An 18,339-nucleotide genomic window follows, 5' to 3' on the forward strand; every position below is an offset into this window, starting at 1 on the left:
CGGTGCGGCCGGGCCGCCGGGCAAATTCGGGTGCCGGGCCACCGGGCCGCCCGGGATACTCCGGTGGGTGTTCATCTCGATCTCCACCACAGGTACCGATGCCCAGCCCGCCACCGACCTGGGCTACCTGCTGCACAAACACCCGGAGAAGGTGCAGCAGTTCAGCACCGCGCAGGGCGAGGCGACGGTGTTCTACCCCGAAGTGGGCGCGCAGCGCTGCACCGCCGCACTGCTGCTGGAGGTGGACCCGATCGCCCTGGTCCGCCGGTCGCGCGGCCGGGCACCGACCAGCCGCTCCGGGTCGACCGGGGCGGCGGCACTGGCCCAGTACGTCAACGACCGCACGTACGCCGCCTCCTCGCTGCTCGCCGTCGCGCTGCGCACGGTCTTCCGCAGCGCGATGAAGGGCGCCTGCGCGCAGCGACCCGGCCTGGCCGACCAGCCGCGCCCGCTGACGGTGCTGCTGCCGGCGGTCGCGGCCCAGGGCGAGTCGTTCCGGCCCGATGAGCCGTCGCTGGTGGAGCGGCTCTTCGCTCCGCTGGGCTGGCAGGTCGACGCCGCGCCGATACCGCTGGACGAGTCCTTCCCGGAGTGGGGGTCCTCGCGCTATCTGCGCCTGGAGCTGACCGGCACGCTGCGGCTGGCCGACGCACTGCAGCACCTCTATGTGCTGCTGCCGGTGCTGGACGGCGCCAAGCACTACTGGGTCGCCCCGGACGAGGTGGACAAGCTGCTGGCCGCTGGTGCCGGCTGGCTCGCCGACCACCCCGAGCGCACCCTGATCGCCCGTCGGTATCTGCAGCGGCGCTGGTCGCTGGCGAACGAGGCACTGCGCCGACTGGAGCTGGTCCGGCTGGCCGAGGCCGAGGAGCGGGAGCCGGAGGAGCTGGACGACGCGGTCGCACTGACCGAGGGCGACGCCGCCGACGAGACCGGCATCGACTTCGACGCCGACGCGGGTACTCGTGCCGACACCGGCAGTGGCGTGGACGCGGATCGCGTCGGCACCGCGGACTCCGCCGGGGATACCGCTGCCGCCGAGCCTCCGCTGCCGCTGGCCTGGCAGCGTCGCGCGGCGATCCTCGACCTGCTGCGAGCCGAGGGCGCCGCTCGGGTGCTCGATCTCGGTTGCGGCCAGGGCGAGTTGGTCGGTGAGCTGCTGAAGGATCGGCAGTTCAGCGAGATCCTCGGGGTCGATGTCTCAGCCGGCGCGCTGGCGGTCGCCGCCCGGCGGCTGCGGCTGCACCGGCTGCCGGAGCGCCAGGCCGCCCGGGTCCGGCTGGTCCAGGGTGCGTTGACGTACACCGACGCGCGGCTGCGCGGGTATGACGCGGCCGTGCTCTGCGAGGTGATCGAGCACCTGGACGAGGACCGGCTGCTGGCCCTGGAGTATGCGGTTTTCGGTGCGGCCCACCCGGCCACCGTGCTGGTGACCACGCCGAACGCCGAGTACAACGTGCGCTGGGAGAGCCTGCCGGCCGGCCGGTTCCGGCACGGCGACCACCGCTTCGAGTGGGACCGGGCCACCTTCCGGGCCTGGGCCGAGCGGGTCGCGGCCCAGTACGGCTACCGCGTCTCCTTCCAGCCCGTCGGCCCCGACGACCCGGAGGTCGGCTCGCCCAGCCAGCTGGCCGCCTTCCGGCCGGCCGAGCAGACCGCCGCCGACCACCCCGTCACCCCTCCCACCACCCACCCCGCCGACAACCCGTCGCGAGCCGCCGAAGGGAGCGACCGATGACCGAGTCCACCGACCCCACCAGCACCGACCCGACCAGCACCGACCTCACCAGCACCGACCCCAGCACCGACTCCGAGCCCACCGCGTCCGCCCCGGCGGCGCCTCGCCGGCTGCCGGTCACCGACCTCGCCCTGGTGGTGCTGGTCGGCACCAGTGGCGCGGGCAAGTCCAGCTTCGCCCGAAGGCACTTCGCGGCCACCCAGGTGATCTCCTCCGACTTCTGCCGCGGGCTGGTCTCGGACGACGAGAACGACCAGTCCGCCTCGGCCGACGCCTTCGAGCTGCTGCACTACATCGTCGGCAAGCGGCTGGCGGCCGGCCGGCTCACCGTGGTGGACGCCACCAATGTGCAACCCGCGGCGCGCAAGCAGCTGATCGCACTGGCCCGGGAGCACGATGTGCTGCCGATCGCCATCGTGCTCGACGTGCCGCCCGGCGTCTGCATCGCACGCAACCGCACCCGGCCGGACCGGGACTTCGGGCCGCAGGTGGTCCAGCGCCAGCACCGCGAGCTGCGCCGCTCGCTGAACGGCCTGGAACGCGAGGGCTTCCGCCGGGTGCACCACCTGCGTGGCGAGGCCGAGGTGGCGGCCGCCGAGATCGTCGTCGAGCGGCGCTGGAACGATCTGCGGGAGCGCACCGGCCCGTTCGACATCGTCGGCGACATCCACGGCTGCCGTGCCGAGTTGGAGACCCTGCTCGACAAGCTCGGCTACCGGCTGGTCCGCGACGCGCAGGGCCGCCCGGTGGACGCGGTGCCGCCCGCCGGCCGCACCGCGGTCTTCGTCGGCGACCTGGTGGACCGCGGCCCGGACACCCCCGGGGTGCTGCGCCTGGTGATGGGCATGGTGGGCGCCGGCCACGCGCTCTGCGTGCCCGGCAACCACGAGAACAAGCTCGGCCGGGCGCTGAGCGGGCGGCAGGTGACCGTCTCGCACGGCCTGCAGGAGTCGCTCGACCAGCTCGCCGCCGAGCCGCCGGAGTTCGTTGCCGAGGTGCGGGCCTTCATCCGGGACCTGGTCAGTCACTACCTGCTGGACGAGGGCCGGTTGGTGGTCTGCCACGCCGGCCTGCCGGAGAAGTACCACGGCCGTACCTCCGGCCGGGTCCGCTCGCACGCGCTGTACGGCGACACCACGGGGGAGACCGACGAGTACGGCCTGCCGGTCCGCTACCCCTGGGCCGAGGAGTACCGGGGCAAGGCGCTGGTGGTGTACGGGCACACCCCGGTGCCGGTGCCGAGCTACCTCAACAACACCATCTGCCTGGACACCGGCGCCGTCTTCGGCGGCAGCCTGACCGCGCTGCGCTATCCGGAGCGCGAGCTGGTCAGCGTGCCCGCCGAGCAGGAGTGGTACGCCCCGGTCCGGCCGCTGGTGTCCGAGACGCCGGGAGGTCGGGAGGGGAGGCCGCTCGACCTGGCGGATGTGGCCGGGCGCCGGGTGGTGGAGACCGCCCTGCACGGCCGGATCGCCGTCCGGGAGGAGAACGCCGCCGCCGCGCTGGAGGTGATGAGCCGGTTCGCCCTGGATCCGCGGCTGCTCGCCTATCTGCCGCCGACCATGGCCCCGAGCCCCACCTCGCGGCGCGAGGGGTATCTGGAGCACCCCGAGGAGGCGTTCGGCGCCTATCTGGCGGCCGGCGTCCGGCAGGTGGTCTGCGAGGAGAAGCACATGGGCTCGCGGGCCGTGCTGCTGGTCGCGCGGGATGCGGTGGCGCTGGAGCAGCGGTTCGGCGTGACCGGTCCCGGGGCGATCTGGACAAGGACGGGCCGGGCGTTCCTGGACGACCGGGAGCTGACCGAGGCGGTGCTCGACCGGGTCCGGGCGGCCGCCGAATCGGCAGGCCTGTTCGACGAGTTGGCCACCGGCTGGCTGCTGCTCGACGCCGAGCTGCTGCCCTGGTCGCTCAAGGCGGTCGAGCTGCTGCGCCGGCAGTACGCCGCGGTCGGGGCGGCGGCCGGTGCGGTGCTGCCGGAGGTGCTCGACGCGCTGCGGCTCGCCACCGAACGGGGCATGGGCGGGCTGGCCGAGCTGACCGAGCGTCAGCGCCGCCGGGCCGCCGATGCCACCGCCTTCACCGCGGCCTACCGGCGCTACTGCTGGCCGACCGAGGGGCTGACCGGGATCCGGCTGGCGCCGTTCCAGGTGCTGGCCGCCGAGGGCGCCAACCTGGCGGCGCGGCCGCACGACCGGCACCTGGAGTGGTTGGACCGCCTGGTGGCGGCCGATGCGGCGGCGCATCCGGCCGAGCCGCTGCTGCGGAGCACCGGCCGGCGGCTGGTCGACACCGCTGACGAGGCGTCGATCGCGGCCGCCACTGCCTGGTGGGAGGAGCTCACCGCGGCGGGCGGCGAGGGCATGGTGGTCAAGCCGCTGGCCTCGGTGGTGCGCGGGGCGGCAGGCGAAGGGCGGCCCGGCAGGCTCATCCAGCCGGGGCTGAAGGTGCGCGGGCGGGAGTATCTGCGGATCATCTACGGTCCGGACTACACCGAGCACCTGGGGGTGCTGCGCGGGCGGGTACTGGGCCACAAGCAGTCGCTGGCGCTGCGTGAGTTCGCGCTGGGCATGGAGGCACTGGACCGGCTGGCGAGCGGTGAGCCGCTCTGGCGGGTCCACGAGCCGGTCTTCGCGGTCCTTGCCCTGGAGTCGGAGCCGGTGGACCCGCGGCTCTGAACGCCGGCCCGGCACCGGGGTGCCGCCGCCCGACGGCGGCACCCCGGTGCCGGGCCCGGGCCCGAGTCACCTCGGGCCCGGGCCCGGCCCCGGCCGCCCCGGCTACGCCGCCGACCGGCCCACCACGTGATCATCAATGCATAGTAATTCGGGTATTCGTATACTGTTGCCACGTTGATCCCGTCACCCCAGGAGCCCGGCATGGCCTTGAACCTCAGGAACCGGCATTTCCTCAAGGAGCTCGACTTCACGGCCGAGGAGTTCCGCTTCCTGCTGGAGCTTGCCGCCCAGCTCAAGGCCGCCAAGTACGCCGGCACCGAGCAGCCGCGGCTGCGGGGCAAGAACATCGCGCTGGTCTTCGAGAAGACCTCCACCCGCACCAGGTGCGCCTTCGAGGTGGCCGCGCACGACCAGGGCGCGGGCACCACCTATCTTGACCCGTCGGCGTCGCAGATCGGGCACAAGGAGTCGGTGAAGGACACCGCCCGGGTGCTCGGCCGGATGTACGACGGCATCCAGTACCGCGGCCACGGCCAGTCGGTGATCGAGGAGCTGGCCGAGCACGCCGGGGTGCCGGTGTGGAACGGGCTCACCGACGAGTGGCACCCCACCCAGATGCTCGCCGACATGCTGACCGTCCAGGAGCACAGCGACAAGCCGCTGTCCGAGGTCACCTTGGCCTATCTCGGCGATGCCCGGTACAACATGGGCAACTCGCTGCTGATCACCGGCGCCCTGCTGGGCCTGGACCTGCGGATCGTCGCACCCGCCCCGTACTGGCCCGCCGCGGAGATCCGCACCCGCGCCGAGCAGCTGGCGCAGGCCAGCGGCGCGCGGATCACCCTGACCGAGGACGTCGCCGCGGGCGTGGCCGGCGCCGACTTCCTCTACACCGACGTCTGGGTCTCGATGGGCGAGCCCAAGGAGGTCTGGGCCGAGCGGATCGCCGAGCTCAAGCCCTACCAGGTCTCCATGGACACCATCCGGGCCACCGGCAACCCCGGGGCGAAGTTCCTGCACTGCCTGCCGGCCTTCCACGACCTGGGCACCACGGTGGCCCGGCAGCTCTACGAGGCCACCGGGATGGCCGAGTTGGAGTGCACCGACGAGCTCTTCGAGTCCGAGCACTCGATCGTCTTCGAGCAGGCCGAGAACCGCTTGCACACCATCAAGGCAATCCTGGTCGCGACCCTCGGCGGCTGAGCCCGCGGCCGGGCGGAACAAGCGGGACGGGGGATCCGCACCTCCGTGTGTGCGGATCCCCCGATCGTCATCTGGTCACGACCTCCCCGATTGTCACCAGGTCAGTTGAGCCCACCGGAGGTGACGTTGGTGAACGACTGGAACGTCGTCGCGGCCCGGGCCGCGAAGTCCGGGGCCACCCATGCCTGTACTTCGGGGCTGCGAGCCGCCGCCGTCAGCTGGTCGGCGGTCAGTGTCGGGGCCTCGACCATGGGGTCGAGAGAGCTGGAATGGTGGATGAACCGCTCGGCGGCCACGGAGACGACCGTTCCGTCCGCCCGCTGACCGCTCCCGCCGGCCAGTTGCACCGCGCCGACGCCCACGGTCAGGGCCAGCACGGCCGCGACCGCGCCCGCTGCCCCGGCCCGCCGTCGCCGCAGCGAACGCCCCTGTGCCGCCGCGGCGGCGACCATCGGGCCGAGATCCGGTTCCACTCCGCCCACGGCCCGGTTGAGCGCCTCGGAGAGCCGCTCGCCGTCCCGCTCCCGTCCGTCTTCCACGTCCCATTCGTGCATGACTGCCCCTTCTCAGTGCATCACGATTCAACGAAATGTCAGTTGGAACCCCTGCGAACCCGCACATCCGGGTTCAGGTCAGCAGTAGGTCGGCCTGCGGCCCGAGCACCTTGCGCAGTCGCCCGAGCGCCCGCAGGCACTGGCTGCGCACCACACCCGGGCTGGTGCTCAGAGCGCGGCGGTCTCCTCGACGCTGCGGTCCTCCCAGTACCGCAGCACCAGTACCGCCCGGTCCCGGGGCGACAGCTTGCCCAGTGCCGCGAGCAGTGTGACCCGCAACGCGGCGCCGGCCTCGGCGTCGGGGGCCACCTCCTCCGGCAGTTCGCCGAAGGACGGCCGTTCGGCGGTGCGCTTCAGCCGCCGGTGGGACAGATAGCTGTGCACCAGCACCTCCCGGGCGTAGGCGGGGAGCGGTCGCGTTAGGGGTGGCTTCACAGACTTCGCCGAGGCGCGCCGGGGGGTGCCCGACGTCACTCTCAGTCGGTGCATGCACTATGGTTTATCTCGACATCGAGATAACTTGAGGCTATGATTTATCTCGACATCAAGATACTTGCCGAGAGGCGATCCCCGGGCTTCCTCGTGTGGTCCCCCGGACCCCCACGTGCTGCACGAAGTACCTAGAAGGAGTCAGTCGTGTCCGCGAACAGCTTCGACGCCCGCAGCTCGCTGCAGGTGGGCGACGAGTCATACGAGATCTTCAAGCTCTCCGCCGTCGAGGGTTCCGAGCGGCTGCCGTACAGCCTCAAGGTGCTGCTGGAGAACCTGCTCCGCACCGAGGACGGCGCCAACATCACCGCCGACCACATCCGGGCTCTCGGCGGCTGGGACCCGAACGCCGCGCCGAGCCAGGAGATCCAGTTCACGCCGGCCCGCGTGATCATGCAGGACTTCACCGGCGTGCCCTGCGTGGTGGACCTCGCCACCATGCGTGAGGCGGTCAAGGAGCTGGGCGGCGACCCGGCCAAGATCAACCCGCTGGCCCCGGCCGAGCTGGTCATCGACCACTCGGTGATCGCCGACAAGTTCGGCACCAAGGACGCGTTCACCCAGAACGTCGAGATCGAGTACGGCCGCAACAAGGAGCGCTACCAGTTCCTGCGCTGGGGCCAGACCGCCTTCGACGAGTTCAAGGTGGTCCCGCCCGGCACCGGCATCGTGCACCAGGTGAACATCGAGCACCTGGCCCGCACCATCATGGTCCGCGGCGGCCAGGCCTACCCCGACACCTGCGTCGGCACCGACTCGCACACCACCATGGTCAACGGCCTCGGTGTGCTCGGCTGGGGCGTCGGCGGCATCGAGGCCGAGGCCGCGATGCTCGGCCAGCCGGTATCGATGCTGATCCCGCGCGTGGTCGGCTTCAAGCTGAACGGCCAGCTGCCGGCCGGTGCCACCGCCACCGACCTGGTGCTCACCATCACCGAGATGCTCCGCGAGCACGGTGTGGTCGGCAAGTTCGTCGAGTTCTACGGTGCCGGCGTCAGCGCCATCCCGCTGGCCAACCGCGCCACCATCGGCAACATGTCGCCGGAGTTCGGCTCGACCTGCGCGATCTTCCCGATCGACAACGAGACCATCAACTACCTGAAGCTCACCGGCCGTGACGAGCAGCAGCTCGCCCTGGTCGAGGCGTACGCCAAGGAGCAGGGTCTCTGGCACGACGCGGCCAAGGAGCCGGTCTACTCCGAGTACCTGGAGCTGGACCTGGCCACCGTGGTCCCGTCGATCGCCGGCCCGAAGCGTCCGCAGGACCGCGTCGTGCTGGCCGAGGCCGCCGCCAAGTTCACCGAGGCGCTGCCGACCTACTCCGCCGAGGCCTCCAAGCCGACCACCGTCACCGCCCCCGACGGTTCGTCGTACCAGATCGACAACGGCGCCGTGGTGATCGCCTCGATCACCTCCTGCACCAACACCTCCAACCCCTCCGTCATGCTGGGCGCCGCCCTGCTGGCGAAGAAGGCCGTGGAGAAGGGCCTGCAGGTCAAGCCGTGGGTCAAGACCACCCTGGCCCCCGGGTCCAAGGTCGTCATGGGCTACTACGAGAAGGCCGGCCTGCTCCCGTACATGGAGAAGCTGGGCTTCAACCTGGTCGGCTACGGCTGCGTGACCTGCATCGGCAACTCGGGCCCGCTGCCCGAGGAGGTCTCCGCCGCGGTCAACGAGGCCGACCTCGCCGTGGTGTCGGTGCTCTCCGGCAACCGCAACTTCGAGGGCCGGATCAACCCGGACGTCAAGATGAACTACCTGGCCTCCCCGCCGCTGGTGGTCGCCTACGCCCTGGCCGGCAACATGAACGTCGACATCACCCGCGACGCGCTGGGCCAGGACGCCGACGGCAACGACGTCTTCCTCGCCGACATCTGGCCGACGGAGCAGGAGGTGGCCGAGGTGGTCGCCACCTCCATCGACCAGGACATGTTCACCCGGGACTACGCGGACGTCTTCGCCGGCGACCAGCGCTGGCAGTCGCTGCCGATCCCGACCGGCAACACCTTCGAGTGGGACGCCGAGTCCACCTACGTCCGCAAGCCCCCGTACTTCGAGGGCATGGCCAAGACCCCGAGCCCGGTGCAGGACATCGCCGGCGCCCGGGTGCTGGCCAAGCTGGGCGACTCGGTCACCACCGACCACATCTCCCCGGCGGGCAACATCAAGGCCGGCACCCCGGCCGCGCAGTACCTGACCGAGCACGGTGTGGAGAAGCGCGACTTCAACTCGTACGGCTCGCGCCGTGGCAACCACGAGGTGATGATCCGCGGCACCTTCGCCAACATCCGCCTGCGCAACCAGATCGCGCCGGGCACCGAGGGCGGCTACACCCGCGACTTCACCCAGACCGAGGGCCCGGTGTCGTTCATCTACGACGCCTCGCAGAACTACCAGGCCGCCGGCATCCCGCTGGTCGTCCTGGCCGGCAAGGAGTACGGCTCCGGCTCGTCCCGTGACTGGGCGGCCAAGGGCACCGCGCTGCTCGGCGTCAAGGCCGTCATCGCCGAGTCCTACGAGCGCATCCACCGCTCCAACCTGATCGGCATGGGCGTGCTGCCGCTGCAGTTCCCCGAGGGCCAGACCGCCGACAGCCTGGGCCTGACCGGCGAGGAGACCTTCTCCATCACCGGCGTGACCGAGCTGAACGAGGGGCGCACCCCGAAGACCGTCAAGGTCAAGGCGGGCGATGTCGAGTTCGACGCGGTGGTCCGCATCGACACCCCCGGTGAGGCGGATTACTACCGCAACGGCGGCATCCTGCAGTACGTGCTGCGCAGCCTGATCGGCTGAGCAGGCACCCCGTAGTACCCGCGGACCGCGCTCTCCCCAGGTGGGGGAGCGCGGTCTGTGCTATTCCGGACATATGGACGCCAGTTCCGAGGACCTCTGGCCGGTGATCCACGCCGAGCGGCGCGCGCTGCTCGAGGACGTGCGGCAGCTGGCCCCCGCGCAGTGGACGGTGATGTCGCTCTGCGCGGGCCGCACGGTGCGCGACGTGCTGGCACACCTGGCGGCCACCGCCCGGCTGACGCAGGCCGATTTCGTGCGCAAGGCGGTCAAGGCGCGGTTCAACTTCCAGCGGATGACCGACCGGGACATCCATGAGTTCACCCGAGGCCGGCCGTCCGCCACGGTGAAGGCGTTCGAGATGCTGGTCGACTCGGTGGAGCACCCGCGCGGACCGGACGCAACCTGGCTCGGCGAGACGGTGGTGCACGCCGAGGACATCCGGCGCCCGCTGGGCATCGTCCATGAGTACCCGATGGCGGCGCTGACCACCTGCGCCGACTTCTACCGCCGCTCCAACTTCCTGATCGGCGGCAAGAAGCGGGTGGCAGGCCTGAAGCTGACGGCGACCGACACCGACTGGTCGGCGGGCGAGGGGCCCGAGGTGCGCGGACCGATGCTGGACCTGCTGCTGGTGATCACCGGGCGTCCGGCCGGGCTGGCCGCGCTCAGCGGCGACGGGGTGGAGATCGTCACCGAGCGGATGCCCTCCCAGGAAGTCGCAGGTGACCGCCCGCACCGCCGGGGTATGTCCAAAGGCATCCAGGTCTGAGCGACCTTCGTCGTTGTCTGCACGAAACTGCGCATTTCTATGTTCGTTCAAGCAGTACCGCGCTAATCTCCCTCTCCGCGGGCATGATTCAGCTGGCCGGCTGAAATATGCAGGCTTCCTGAACATTGCACATGCTGCACCGCCGGCAACGCTTTGAGTGCCAGAAGGTGCTGCCGGTGGGGAGACTATTGCCGCCGGATGAACACTGGACTATACCTTTGCCCATCGACCGCACCCCCTCTGACCGGCGCCGTTGGCGATGGCCAACATGTCGATGAGGGGCGGGAGTTGATTGGCCATCAGATAACGGTTTCGGGGCGGACACCGGTTCACCTCCGCATCACCAGGACACTGAGGGGTTAGGGCACCCATGGGCTCTGCAACTGAGTACAACCGCCGCGACATCTTCAAGCGCGCGGCCGCGGTCACCGTCCTTGCGGCCGGCAGCAGTCCGCTGCTCGCCGCGTGTGCTGCCGGGGGTGGCGGCAGCAGCGACAACAAGGGCGCCGCGCCGAGCGGCAGTGGCAGCGCGACCAACCCGTTCGGGGTCAAGTCGAGCGACCCGCTGGACGTCGTGATCTTCAAGGGCGGCTACGGCGACGACTACGCCAGGGCCTTCGAGGACATGTACAAGAAGAGCTACAGCGGCGCCAGCGTCAGCCACCTGGGTACCCAGGACATCAGCCCCAAGCTGCAGCCCCGGTTCAACGCGGGCAACCCGCCGGACGTGGTCGACGACTCGGGCGCCCAGGCGATGCGGCTCGACGTGCTGGAGAAGGCCGGCCAGCTGACCGACCTGACCGTGCTGCTGGACGCGCCGTACCTGGACAACCCGAGCCAGAAGATCCGCGATGTGCTGCTGCCCGGCACCATCGACCAGGGCACCATCGACGGCAAGATGTACTCGCTCAACTACGTCTACACGGTCTACGGCCTCTGGTACTCCAACAAGCTGTTCAAGGACAAGGGCTGGACCCCGCCCAAGACCTGGGACGACTTCCTCACGCTCTGCGCCACCATCAAGGCGGCCGGCATCGCGCCCTTCTGCCACCAGGGCAAGTACCCGTACTACGCCAACTACCTGATCATGGACCTGGTCGCCAAGCAGGCCGGCCCGGACCTGGTGAAGCGGATCGACGCGCTGGACCCGACCGCGTTCGACGACCCGGCGGTGCTGGCCGGCGTCTCCGCGTTCTTCCAGATCATGCAGAAGGACTACCTGCTCCCGGGCACCAACGGGATGACCCACACGGAGTCGCAGACCGCCTGGTGCCAGGGCAAGGCCGCGTTCATCCCGTGCGGCTCCTGGCTGGAGAACGAGATGATCAAGGTCACCCCGGCCGACTTCGACATGGCGTTCCTGCCGGTCCCCTCGCTCGCGGGCGACAAGATGCCGCAGAACGCCGTGCGGGCCGGTGCCGGTGAGCCGTTCATCGTGCCGGCGAAGGCGAAGAACCAGGCCGGCGGCCTGGAGTTCCTGCGGCTCATGCTGACCAAGGAGGGCTCCGGCAAGTTCGCCGCCGCGGCCAACTCGCTGACCGTGCTGAAGGACGGCATCGGTCCCGACGTGGTGCTCAAGCCCGGCACCAAGTCCTCCGCACAGGCGGTCAGCGCGGCCGGCAGCAACACCTTCAACTACACCTACGCGGACCTGCAGACGGCGTTCGAGACCGAGATGGAGAACGCCACCACCGACCTGGTCAACAGCCGGATCACCCCGCAGCAGTGGGTGGCCCGATGCAAGGCCGCCACGTCCAAGAAGGTCTGACCGCAGTCGAGTTGAAGGCAGGCGGGACACCGGGACCGGCCGCACGGCCCCGGTGCCTGGCCGCGAACCGGTTGCCACGCCCTACCGAGCCTGTCTGGCACAGGCCGTGGCGGACAGGAGCAGTTGATGCGTCACCGGAAGTACCCCTTCATCGTGGGGTTCCTCATCGTCCCCGTCGCGCTCTACGTACTACTGGTCATCTGGCCGTATCTGCAGACCTTCGGGTACTCCCTGACCGACTGGTCCGGGGCCTCGCAGCAGATGAACTTCATCGGGCTGCGCAACTACGCCACGCTGTTCAGCGACAACGTGTTCGTCCTGGCACTGGAGCACAACCTGCTGCTGCTGGTGGTGCTGCCGCTCGCCACCATCCTGCTGGCGCTGTTCTTCGCCTTCATGCTCAACGTCGGCGGCCGGGGCGGCACCGGGGGCGTGCAGGGGGTGCGCGGGGCCGGCTTCTACAAGGTGGTCTTCTTCTTCCCGCAGGTGCTGTCGGTCGCCATCCTCTCGGTGCTCTTCCAGGGCGTCTACCGCACCGACCAGGGCGGCCTGTTGAACGGCGTGCTGGTCAAGCTGGGCGTGGAGGACCCGAACAAGCCCTGGCAGTGGCTCTCCGACCCCAACCTCGGCCTGTGGTGCGTGGTCGGGGTGCTGATCTGGTCCGGCGTCGGCTTCTATCTGGTGCTGTTCTCCGCCGCCATGCAGTCGGTGCCCAAGGACATCTACGAGGCCGCGCTGCTGGACGGCGCCAAGCGCGGGCAGACCTTCTTCAAGATCACCCTGCCGCTGCTCTGGGAGACCGTCCAGACCGCCTGGGTGTACCTGGCGATCGCGGCCATGGACTGCTTCGCGCTGGTCTCCACCATGACCCCGGGCAAGTTCTACGGCGGCGGCCCGGACTACCACAGCGAGGTCCTGTCGACCCTGCTGATGCGCAACTTCATCACCTACGGCAAGGCGGGCTACGCCTGTGCCATGGGTGTGGTGATCTTCTTCCTCACCCTCATCCTGTCCGTCGTCGCGCTCCGGGTGACCCGGCGCGAGAAGATCGAGTTCTGAGCGGGGCACGGCACATGACCATCCACTCCGAGGCGACCGGCACCGTTCCGGCCCAGCGCGGCACCGACCAGCCGCGCCGACCGAGCCAGGCGCAGCGCTTCGCGGACGGCGGCGGCGTCCTCAACGTCTTCTCGCACGGCTTCCTGGCCATCTGGGCGCTGATGATCATCGGTCCGCTGGTCTGGATCGTGCTCGGCTCCTTCAAGACCAACGCCCAGATCGGCGGCAGCGCCTGGACCTGGCCCAGCAGCTGGCACTTCGACGCGTTCGCCCGGGCCTGGGACAAGGGCATCGGCGGCTTCTTCGCCAACACCGTGATCGTGCTGGTCGGTTCGCTCACCCTGACGATGCTGCTCGGCGCGATGGCGGCCTATGTGCTGGCCCGCTACGAGTTCCCCGGCAACCGCGTCATCTACTACTTCTTCGTGGCCGGCGCGATGTTCCCGGTCTACCTCGCGCTGGTGCCGCTGTTCTTCATGGTGAAGAACCTCGGCCAGATCAGCCCGCTGCTCGGCCTCAACAGCTACCTCGGCCTGATCCTGGTCTACACGGCCTACTCGCTGCCGTTCACCGTGTTCTTCCTCTACGCCTTCTTCCGCTCGCTGCCGACCGCGGTGCACGAGGCGGCGATGATCGACGGCTGCTCGCACACCCGGGCGTTCTTCCAGGTGATGGTGCCGATGGCCAAGTCCGGTCTGATCAGCGTCTTCATCTTCAATGTGCTCGGGCAGTGGAACCAGTACCTGCTGCCGGTCACCCTGATGCAGCAGCAGAACAGCTCCGACCCGGACCACTCGATGCTCGCCCAGGGCCTGATGAACCTGGCCCTGCAGAGCGGCTACGCCAGCGACTTCCCCGGCCTGTTCGCCGGCATGACCATCGCCATGCTGCCGGTGCTGGTGGTCTACCTGTCCTTCCAGCGGCAGGTGCAGGCGGGGCTCACCTCGGCCACGCTCAAATAGCCCGGGCACCGGCAGACGCCGAAGCGCCTCCACCCGCGGCGGGTGGAGGCGCTTCGCGCTTGCGGAGGATCAGCCGCGGTCGGCCGCCTGCGCCCGCAGCGCCCGGGCCAGCTCGTCCCGGCACTCCAGCACCAGGCGGCGCAGCGCCGGCGCGGCCTGCTGGTGCTCCGTCAGCCATGCGTCGGTCGCGGCCAGCGTGGCCTCGTCGGTCTGCAGCCGCGGGAAGAACCCGCCGACGAACCGGATCGCGATCTCGATGCTGCGCTCGGCCCAGATGGACTCCAGCAGCTCGAAGTAGCGCGCGGTGTAGGGCGCGGTCAGCTCGCGCTGTCCGGCCTGCTGGAAGCCGGCGGTCTGCGCGCCGACCATGGCGTTGGGCAGCTGGTCCGAGTCGGCCACCGCCGACCAGGCCGCCGCCTTGGCCGCCGCGGTCGGCCGGGCGGCCAGCGCCTGGGTGGCCTTCTGGCTGCCGCTGGCGGTGTGGTCCCGCTTCAGCTCGGCGTCCAACTGCTCCACGGTGGCCCGACCGGCGGTGGCCAGCGCGATCCACAGCGACCAGCGCAGGTCCTGGTCCACCTCCAGGCCGTCGATCCGGGCGCTGCCGGCGAGCAGCCCCTCCAGCAGCTGGAACTCCGCCTCGCTCTGCGCGGTGGCGGCCAGGAACCGCGCCCAGGCCAGCTGCCGGTCGCTGCCCGGGGCCGCGTCGCGCAGCTCGCGCAGCGCGCTCTCGGCCAGCAGCCGGCCGCCCTCGGCCCGGTAGCCGGGGTCGGCGAAGACCTCCAGGGCGCTCTTGGCCTGGGCGTGCAGGGTCTGCAGCACGCCGATGTCCGACTCCGAACCGGCGAACCGCACCACCAGGTCGAGGTAGTCGCGGGCTGGCAGCAGCCCGTCCCGGGTCATGTTCCAGCTGGCGGACCAGGCCAGTGCCCGGGCCAGGGGTTCGCGGATGTCGCCGAGCGAGCTGCGCAGGGTGGCCAGCGAGTCGGCGTCGAAGCGGATCTTGCAGTACGTCAGGTCGTCGTCGTTGACCAGGATCAGCGCCGGGCGCGGGCGGCCGGCCGCCTCGGCGACCGCGCTGCGGGCCCCGGTGACGTCCAGTTCGAAGCGGGCGGTGCGCACCAGGGCGCCGTCCGCCTCGCGGTCGTACAGGCCGACCGCGATCCGGTGCGGGCGCAGTACCTCGCCGCCCTGCTCGATCGCCAGCTCGGTGATCCGGCCCTCGGCGTCCACCGTGACCTGCGGGGTCAGCGAGTTGACGCCGGCGGTCTGCAGCCACGCCGCCGACCACTCGGCCATCGCCTGCTCACCGCGCCCGGAGGTGACGGCCAGCACCTCCAGCAGGTCGCCGAGCACGGTGTTGCCGAAGGCGTGCTGCTGGAAGTAGCGGCGGGCGCCCTCGAAGAAGGCGTCCCGGCCGGCGTAGGCGACCAGTTGCTTGAGCACCGCGGCGCCCTTGGCGTAGGTGATCCCGTCGAAGTTGAGCTTGGCGTCCTCGACGTCGCGGATGTCGGCGGTGATCGGGTGGGTGGTCGGGTACTGGTCCTGCCGGTACGCCCAGGCCTTGCGCTGGTTGGCGAAGGTCACCCAGGCGGCCTGGTACTTGGTGGCCTCCTGCTGCCCGAACGAGCCCATGAAGTCGGCGAACGACTCCTTGAGCCACAGGTCGTCCCACCACTTCATGGTGACCAGGTCGCCGAACCACATGTGCGCCATCTCGTGCAGGACGACGTTGGCCCGGTTCTCGTAGGCGGCCTCGGTGACCCGGGAGCGGAAGACGAAGTCCTCCTTGAAGGTCACGCAGCCCGGGTTCTCCATCGCCCCGATGTTGTACTCCGGCACGAAGCACTGGTCGTACTTGCCGAACGGGTACGGGTACTGGAACTCCTCGTGGAAGAAGTCCAGGCCCTGCTTGGTGACTTCGAAGATCTCCTCGGCGTCGAAGTGCGGCGCCAGCGACTTGCGGCAGGTGGCGGCCAGCGGGATCTCCAGCGTGGAGCCGTCCGGCAGTTCGCGGCTCCAGTGGTCCCGGGCCACGTGGTACGGGCCGGCCACCACGGCGGTCAGATAGGTGGAGATCGGCTTGGTCTCCAGGAACCGCCAGACCTTGGCGCCGTCCTGCTCGGCGACCGACTCCTCGGCCGCGTTGCTGTAGACGTCCCAGGCCGCCGGCGCGGTCACGGTGAACCGGTAGGGCGCCTTGAGGTCGGGCTGCTCGAAGTTGGCGAACACCCGGCGGGCCTCGGCCGGCTCGTAGTGGGTGTAGAGGTAGGTCTCCCCGTCGGCCGGGTCGGTGAAGCGGTGCAGGCCCTCACCGGTCCGGCTGTACGCGCAGTCGGCGTCCACCACCAGGACGTTCTCGGCCTCCAGCCCCTCCAGCGCCACCCGGGCGCCGTCGAACACGGCGGCCGGGTCGAGCCGGCGCCCGTTCAGGGTGGCGGCCCGCACGCTCGGCGCCAGCAGGTCGGCGAAGCTGCCGGCGCCCGGCGTGGTGCAGCTGAAGCGGATGGTGGTGGTGGAGCGGAAGGTCGCCGCGTCGGCGTCCGGTGCGCTGGTCACATCGAGGTGGACCTCGTAACCGTGCACACTGAGGAGGCTCGCACGCTGCTGAGCTTCGTCGCGACTGAGGTTCTTGCCCGGCACTGCGGTACTCCTTTGTCCGACTCGCACGGTGCTGTGCAGAAGGTGTGGAGGAGCAGGTCCTGCCCCCTCCCGCATCTTTTCACGCGCTCTGGGCGCGCCGCTGGCGCCAGTATCCGACCGCGCTCAGCCCGGCCACCAGCACGCCGGCGGCGTAGAGCTGGTCGCGGTTGCCGGCCGTCGTCGTCATCAGGCCGAGCAGGGTGACCACGCCGGCGATCGCCAGCCAGGTCAGGTACGGGTAGCCCCACATCTTCACGGTCAGCAGCTCGGGCACCTCGCGCTCCAGGCGGCGGCGCATCCGCAGCTGGGTGACGCCGATGAAGAGCCAGACCACCAGGATGGCCACGCCGGTGGTGTTCATCAGCCAGGTGAACACGGTGTCGGGCCACCAGTAGCCGGCCAGCACGGCGGCGAAGCCGAAGCCGCAGGAGGCCAGCACCGCCAGGCGCGGCACGCCGCCGCTCACCTTCGCCAGCGCCTTGGGGCCCTGGCCGCGGGCGACCAGCGAGAAGGCCATCCGGGAGGAGCCGTAGATGTTGGCGTTCATCGCGCTCAGCAGGGCGATCAGGACCACGGCCTTCATGACGACGGCCGCGCCGGGGACGTTCAGCAGCTGGAGGACCGTCACATACGGGCCCAGCTTGACCACGTCGGGGTTGTTCCACGGCACCAGGGTGACCACCAGGGCCATCGAGCCGATGTAGAAGAGGGCGATCCGCCAGACCGCCGTGCGCACTGCGTTGGCCACGTTGCGGCGCGGGTCGTCGGACTCCGCCGCCGCGATGGTCACGGTCTCCAGGCCGCCGTAGGCGAACACCGAGGCGAGCAGGCCGGTGATCAGGCCGCTCGCGCCGTGCGGCAGGAACCCGCCGTGCCCGGTCAGGTTGGCCGCACCCGGTGCGCCGTGGCCGATGACGCCGGTGACGCCCAGCACGCCGAGCACCAGGAAGGCGACGATCGCGGTGATCTTGACGGCCGCGAACCAGAACTCGAACTCGCCGAAGTTCTTCACCGCGGTCAGGTTGCTGGCGCAGAAGAACGTCATGAAGACCGCGACCCAGGCCCAGCCGGCCACGTCGGGGATCCAGGAGTTCATGATCGAGCCGGCCGCCGTGGCCTCCGCCGCGACGCCGCAGCAGAGCATCACCCAGTACATCCACCCGGCGGTCACGCCCGCCCAGGGGCCGATCTCACGCTCGGCGTGCACCGAGAAGGAGCCGGAGGCCGGATGGGCGGCGGACATCTCGCCCAGCATCCGCATGACCAGCATGACCAGCAGGCCGGCCGCCGTGAAGGCCAGGATGATGCCGGGGCCGGCCGCCGCGATGCCCGCGCCCGAGCCGACGAAGAGGCCGGCGCCGATGACGCCGCCGAGGGCGATCATCGAGAGGTGACGCTGCTTCAGGCCATGGCTCAGCTGTGGGGCGCCCGAGGCCGCAGGGGCCTTCGGCGGTGCGGTGACAGTGCTCATCGCGGGTATCCAGACGCTCGTATAGCGGACGACCCGTCCCAATATGCGGGAGTGTCGACGGCATCGCGAAGCTCCGCCCAGAATCCGGACCACCACACTGCGGAGCGTAGGTGGCCGTGTCTGGATAGTGAAACGGCCGGTATGAACCTCACAAGCGAAGGCGGATCGGCTTTGTCGATAGTGGTATCGAAACTCAAGATCGGGAAGCGTAAGTTCGC

At 70.2% G+C, this 18,339-nt stretch carries 12 protein-coding genes; 8 read left to right on the forward strand and 4 right to left on the reverse strand.

The genetic code is table 11. The features are described from left to right. Nucleotides 1-67: 67 nt before the first annotated feature. From P3T35_RS03350 to argF, 3 genes are all read left to right on the forward strand, one after another. Nucleotides 68-1,738: a 3' terminal RNA ribose 2'-O-methyltransferase Hen1 gene (locus tag P3T35_RS03350; protein WP_101380322.1), complete on the forward strand. Its 1,671-nt coding sequence runs from the start codon at nucleotides 68-70 to the stop codon at nucleotides 1,736-1,738. Continuing rightward, nucleotides 1,735-4,413, forward strand: a complete 2,679-nt coding sequence (locus P3T35_RS03355) for a polynucleotide kinase-phosphatase (RefSeq protein ID WP_101380321.1) — start codon at nucleotides 1,735-1,737, stop codon at nucleotides 4,411-4,413. The genes P3T35_RS03350 and P3T35_RS03355 overlap by 4 nt, the downstream gene beginning before the upstream one ends. Before the next feature lie 201 nt (nucleotides 4,414-4,614). Next, nucleotides 4,615-5,616 carry an ornithine carbamoyltransferase gene (gene argF, locus P3T35_RS03360; protein WP_101380320.1) on the forward strand — a complete coding sequence of 334 codons (1,002 nt, stop codon included), beginning with the start codon at nucleotides 4,615-4,617 and terminating at the stop codon, nucleotides 5,614-5,616. A gap of 101 nt (nucleotides 5,617-5,717) precedes the next feature. Here the strand turns inward: argF and P3T35_RS03365 are convergent, their stop codons facing one another. Then, on the reverse strand, nucleotides 5,718-6,170 hold the full coding sequence (locus tag P3T35_RS03365; protein WP_101380319.1) for a hypothetical protein: 453 nt from the start codon (nucleotides 6,168-6,170) through the stop codon (nucleotides 5,718-5,720). 168 nt (nucleotides 6,171-6,338) lie between these two features. After that, nucleotides 6,339-6,554 carry a sigma factor-like helix-turn-helix DNA-binding protein gene (locus P3T35_RS03370; protein WP_280704143.1) on the reverse strand — a complete coding sequence of 72 codons (216 nt, stop codon included), beginning with the start codon at nucleotides 6,552-6,554 and terminating at the stop codon, nucleotides 6,339-6,341. Between the two features lie 252 nt (nucleotides 6,555-6,806). On the opposite strand from P3T35_RS03370, the gene acnA reads away from it, so the two are divergent. From acnA to P3T35_RS03395, 5 genes are all read left to right on the forward strand, one after another. Further along, nucleotides 6,807-9,452: an aconitate hydratase AcnA gene (gene acnA / locus P3T35_RS03375; protein WP_101380318.1), complete on the forward strand. Its 2,646-nt coding sequence runs from the start codon at nucleotides 6,807-6,809 to the stop codon at nucleotides 9,450-9,452. A 73-nt stretch (nucleotides 9,453-9,525) separates the two neighbouring features. Then, the gene (locus tag P3T35_RS03380) at nucleotides 9,526-10,221 is read left to right on the forward strand and encodes a maleylpyruvate isomerase family mycothiol-dependent enzyme (protein WP_101380317.1); all 696 of its coding nucleotides are present in this window, start codon (nucleotides 9,526-9,528) and stop codon (nucleotides 10,219-10,221) included. Between the two features lie 370 nt (nucleotides 10,222-10,591). After that, the gene (gene ngcE / locus P3T35_RS03385) at nucleotides 10,592-11,989 is read left to right on the forward strand and encodes an N-acetylglucosamine/diacetylchitobiose ABC transporter substrate-binding protein (protein ID WP_101380316.1); all 1,398 of its coding nucleotides are present in this window, start codon (nucleotides 10,592-10,594) and stop codon (nucleotides 11,987-11,989) included. Between the two features lie 126 nt (nucleotides 11,990-12,115). Next, on the forward strand, nucleotides 12,116-13,048 hold the full coding sequence (locus P3T35_RS03390) for a sugar ABC transporter permease (protein WP_101380315.1): 933 nt from the start codon (nucleotides 12,116-12,118) through the stop codon (nucleotides 13,046-13,048). A 14-nt stretch (nucleotides 13,049-13,062) separates the two neighbouring features. Continuing rightward, on the forward strand, nucleotides 13,063-14,010 hold the full coding sequence (locus P3T35_RS03395) for a carbohydrate ABC transporter permease (protein WP_101380314.1): 948 nt from the start codon (nucleotides 13,063-13,065) through the stop codon (nucleotides 14,008-14,010). Between the two features lie 69 nt (nucleotides 14,011-14,079). On the opposite strand, the gene pepN is transcribed toward P3T35_RS03395, so the two are convergent. Together pepN and P3T35_RS03405 are read right to left on the reverse strand one after the other, a co-directional pair. Then, nucleotides 14,080-16,650: an aminopeptidase N gene (gene pepN / locus P3T35_RS03400; protein ID WP_101380313.1), complete on the reverse strand. Its 2,571-nt coding sequence runs from the start codon at nucleotides 16,648-16,650 to the stop codon at nucleotides 14,080-14,082. Between the two features lie 79 nt (nucleotides 16,651-16,729). Further along, nucleotides 16,730-18,121: an amino acid permease gene (locus P3T35_RS03405; RefSeq protein WP_101380312.1), complete on the reverse strand. Its 1,392-nt coding sequence runs from the start codon at nucleotides 18,119-18,121 to the stop codon at nucleotides 16,730-16,732. Between the last annotated feature and the right edge of the window lie 218 nt (nucleotides 18,122-18,339).

The sequence above is a fragment of the Kitasatospora sp. GP30 genome (assembly GCF_029892145.1).
Taxonomy (GTDB): Bacteria; Actinomycetota; Actinomycetes; order Streptomycetales; family Streptomycetaceae; genus Kitasatospora; species Kitasatospora acidiphila.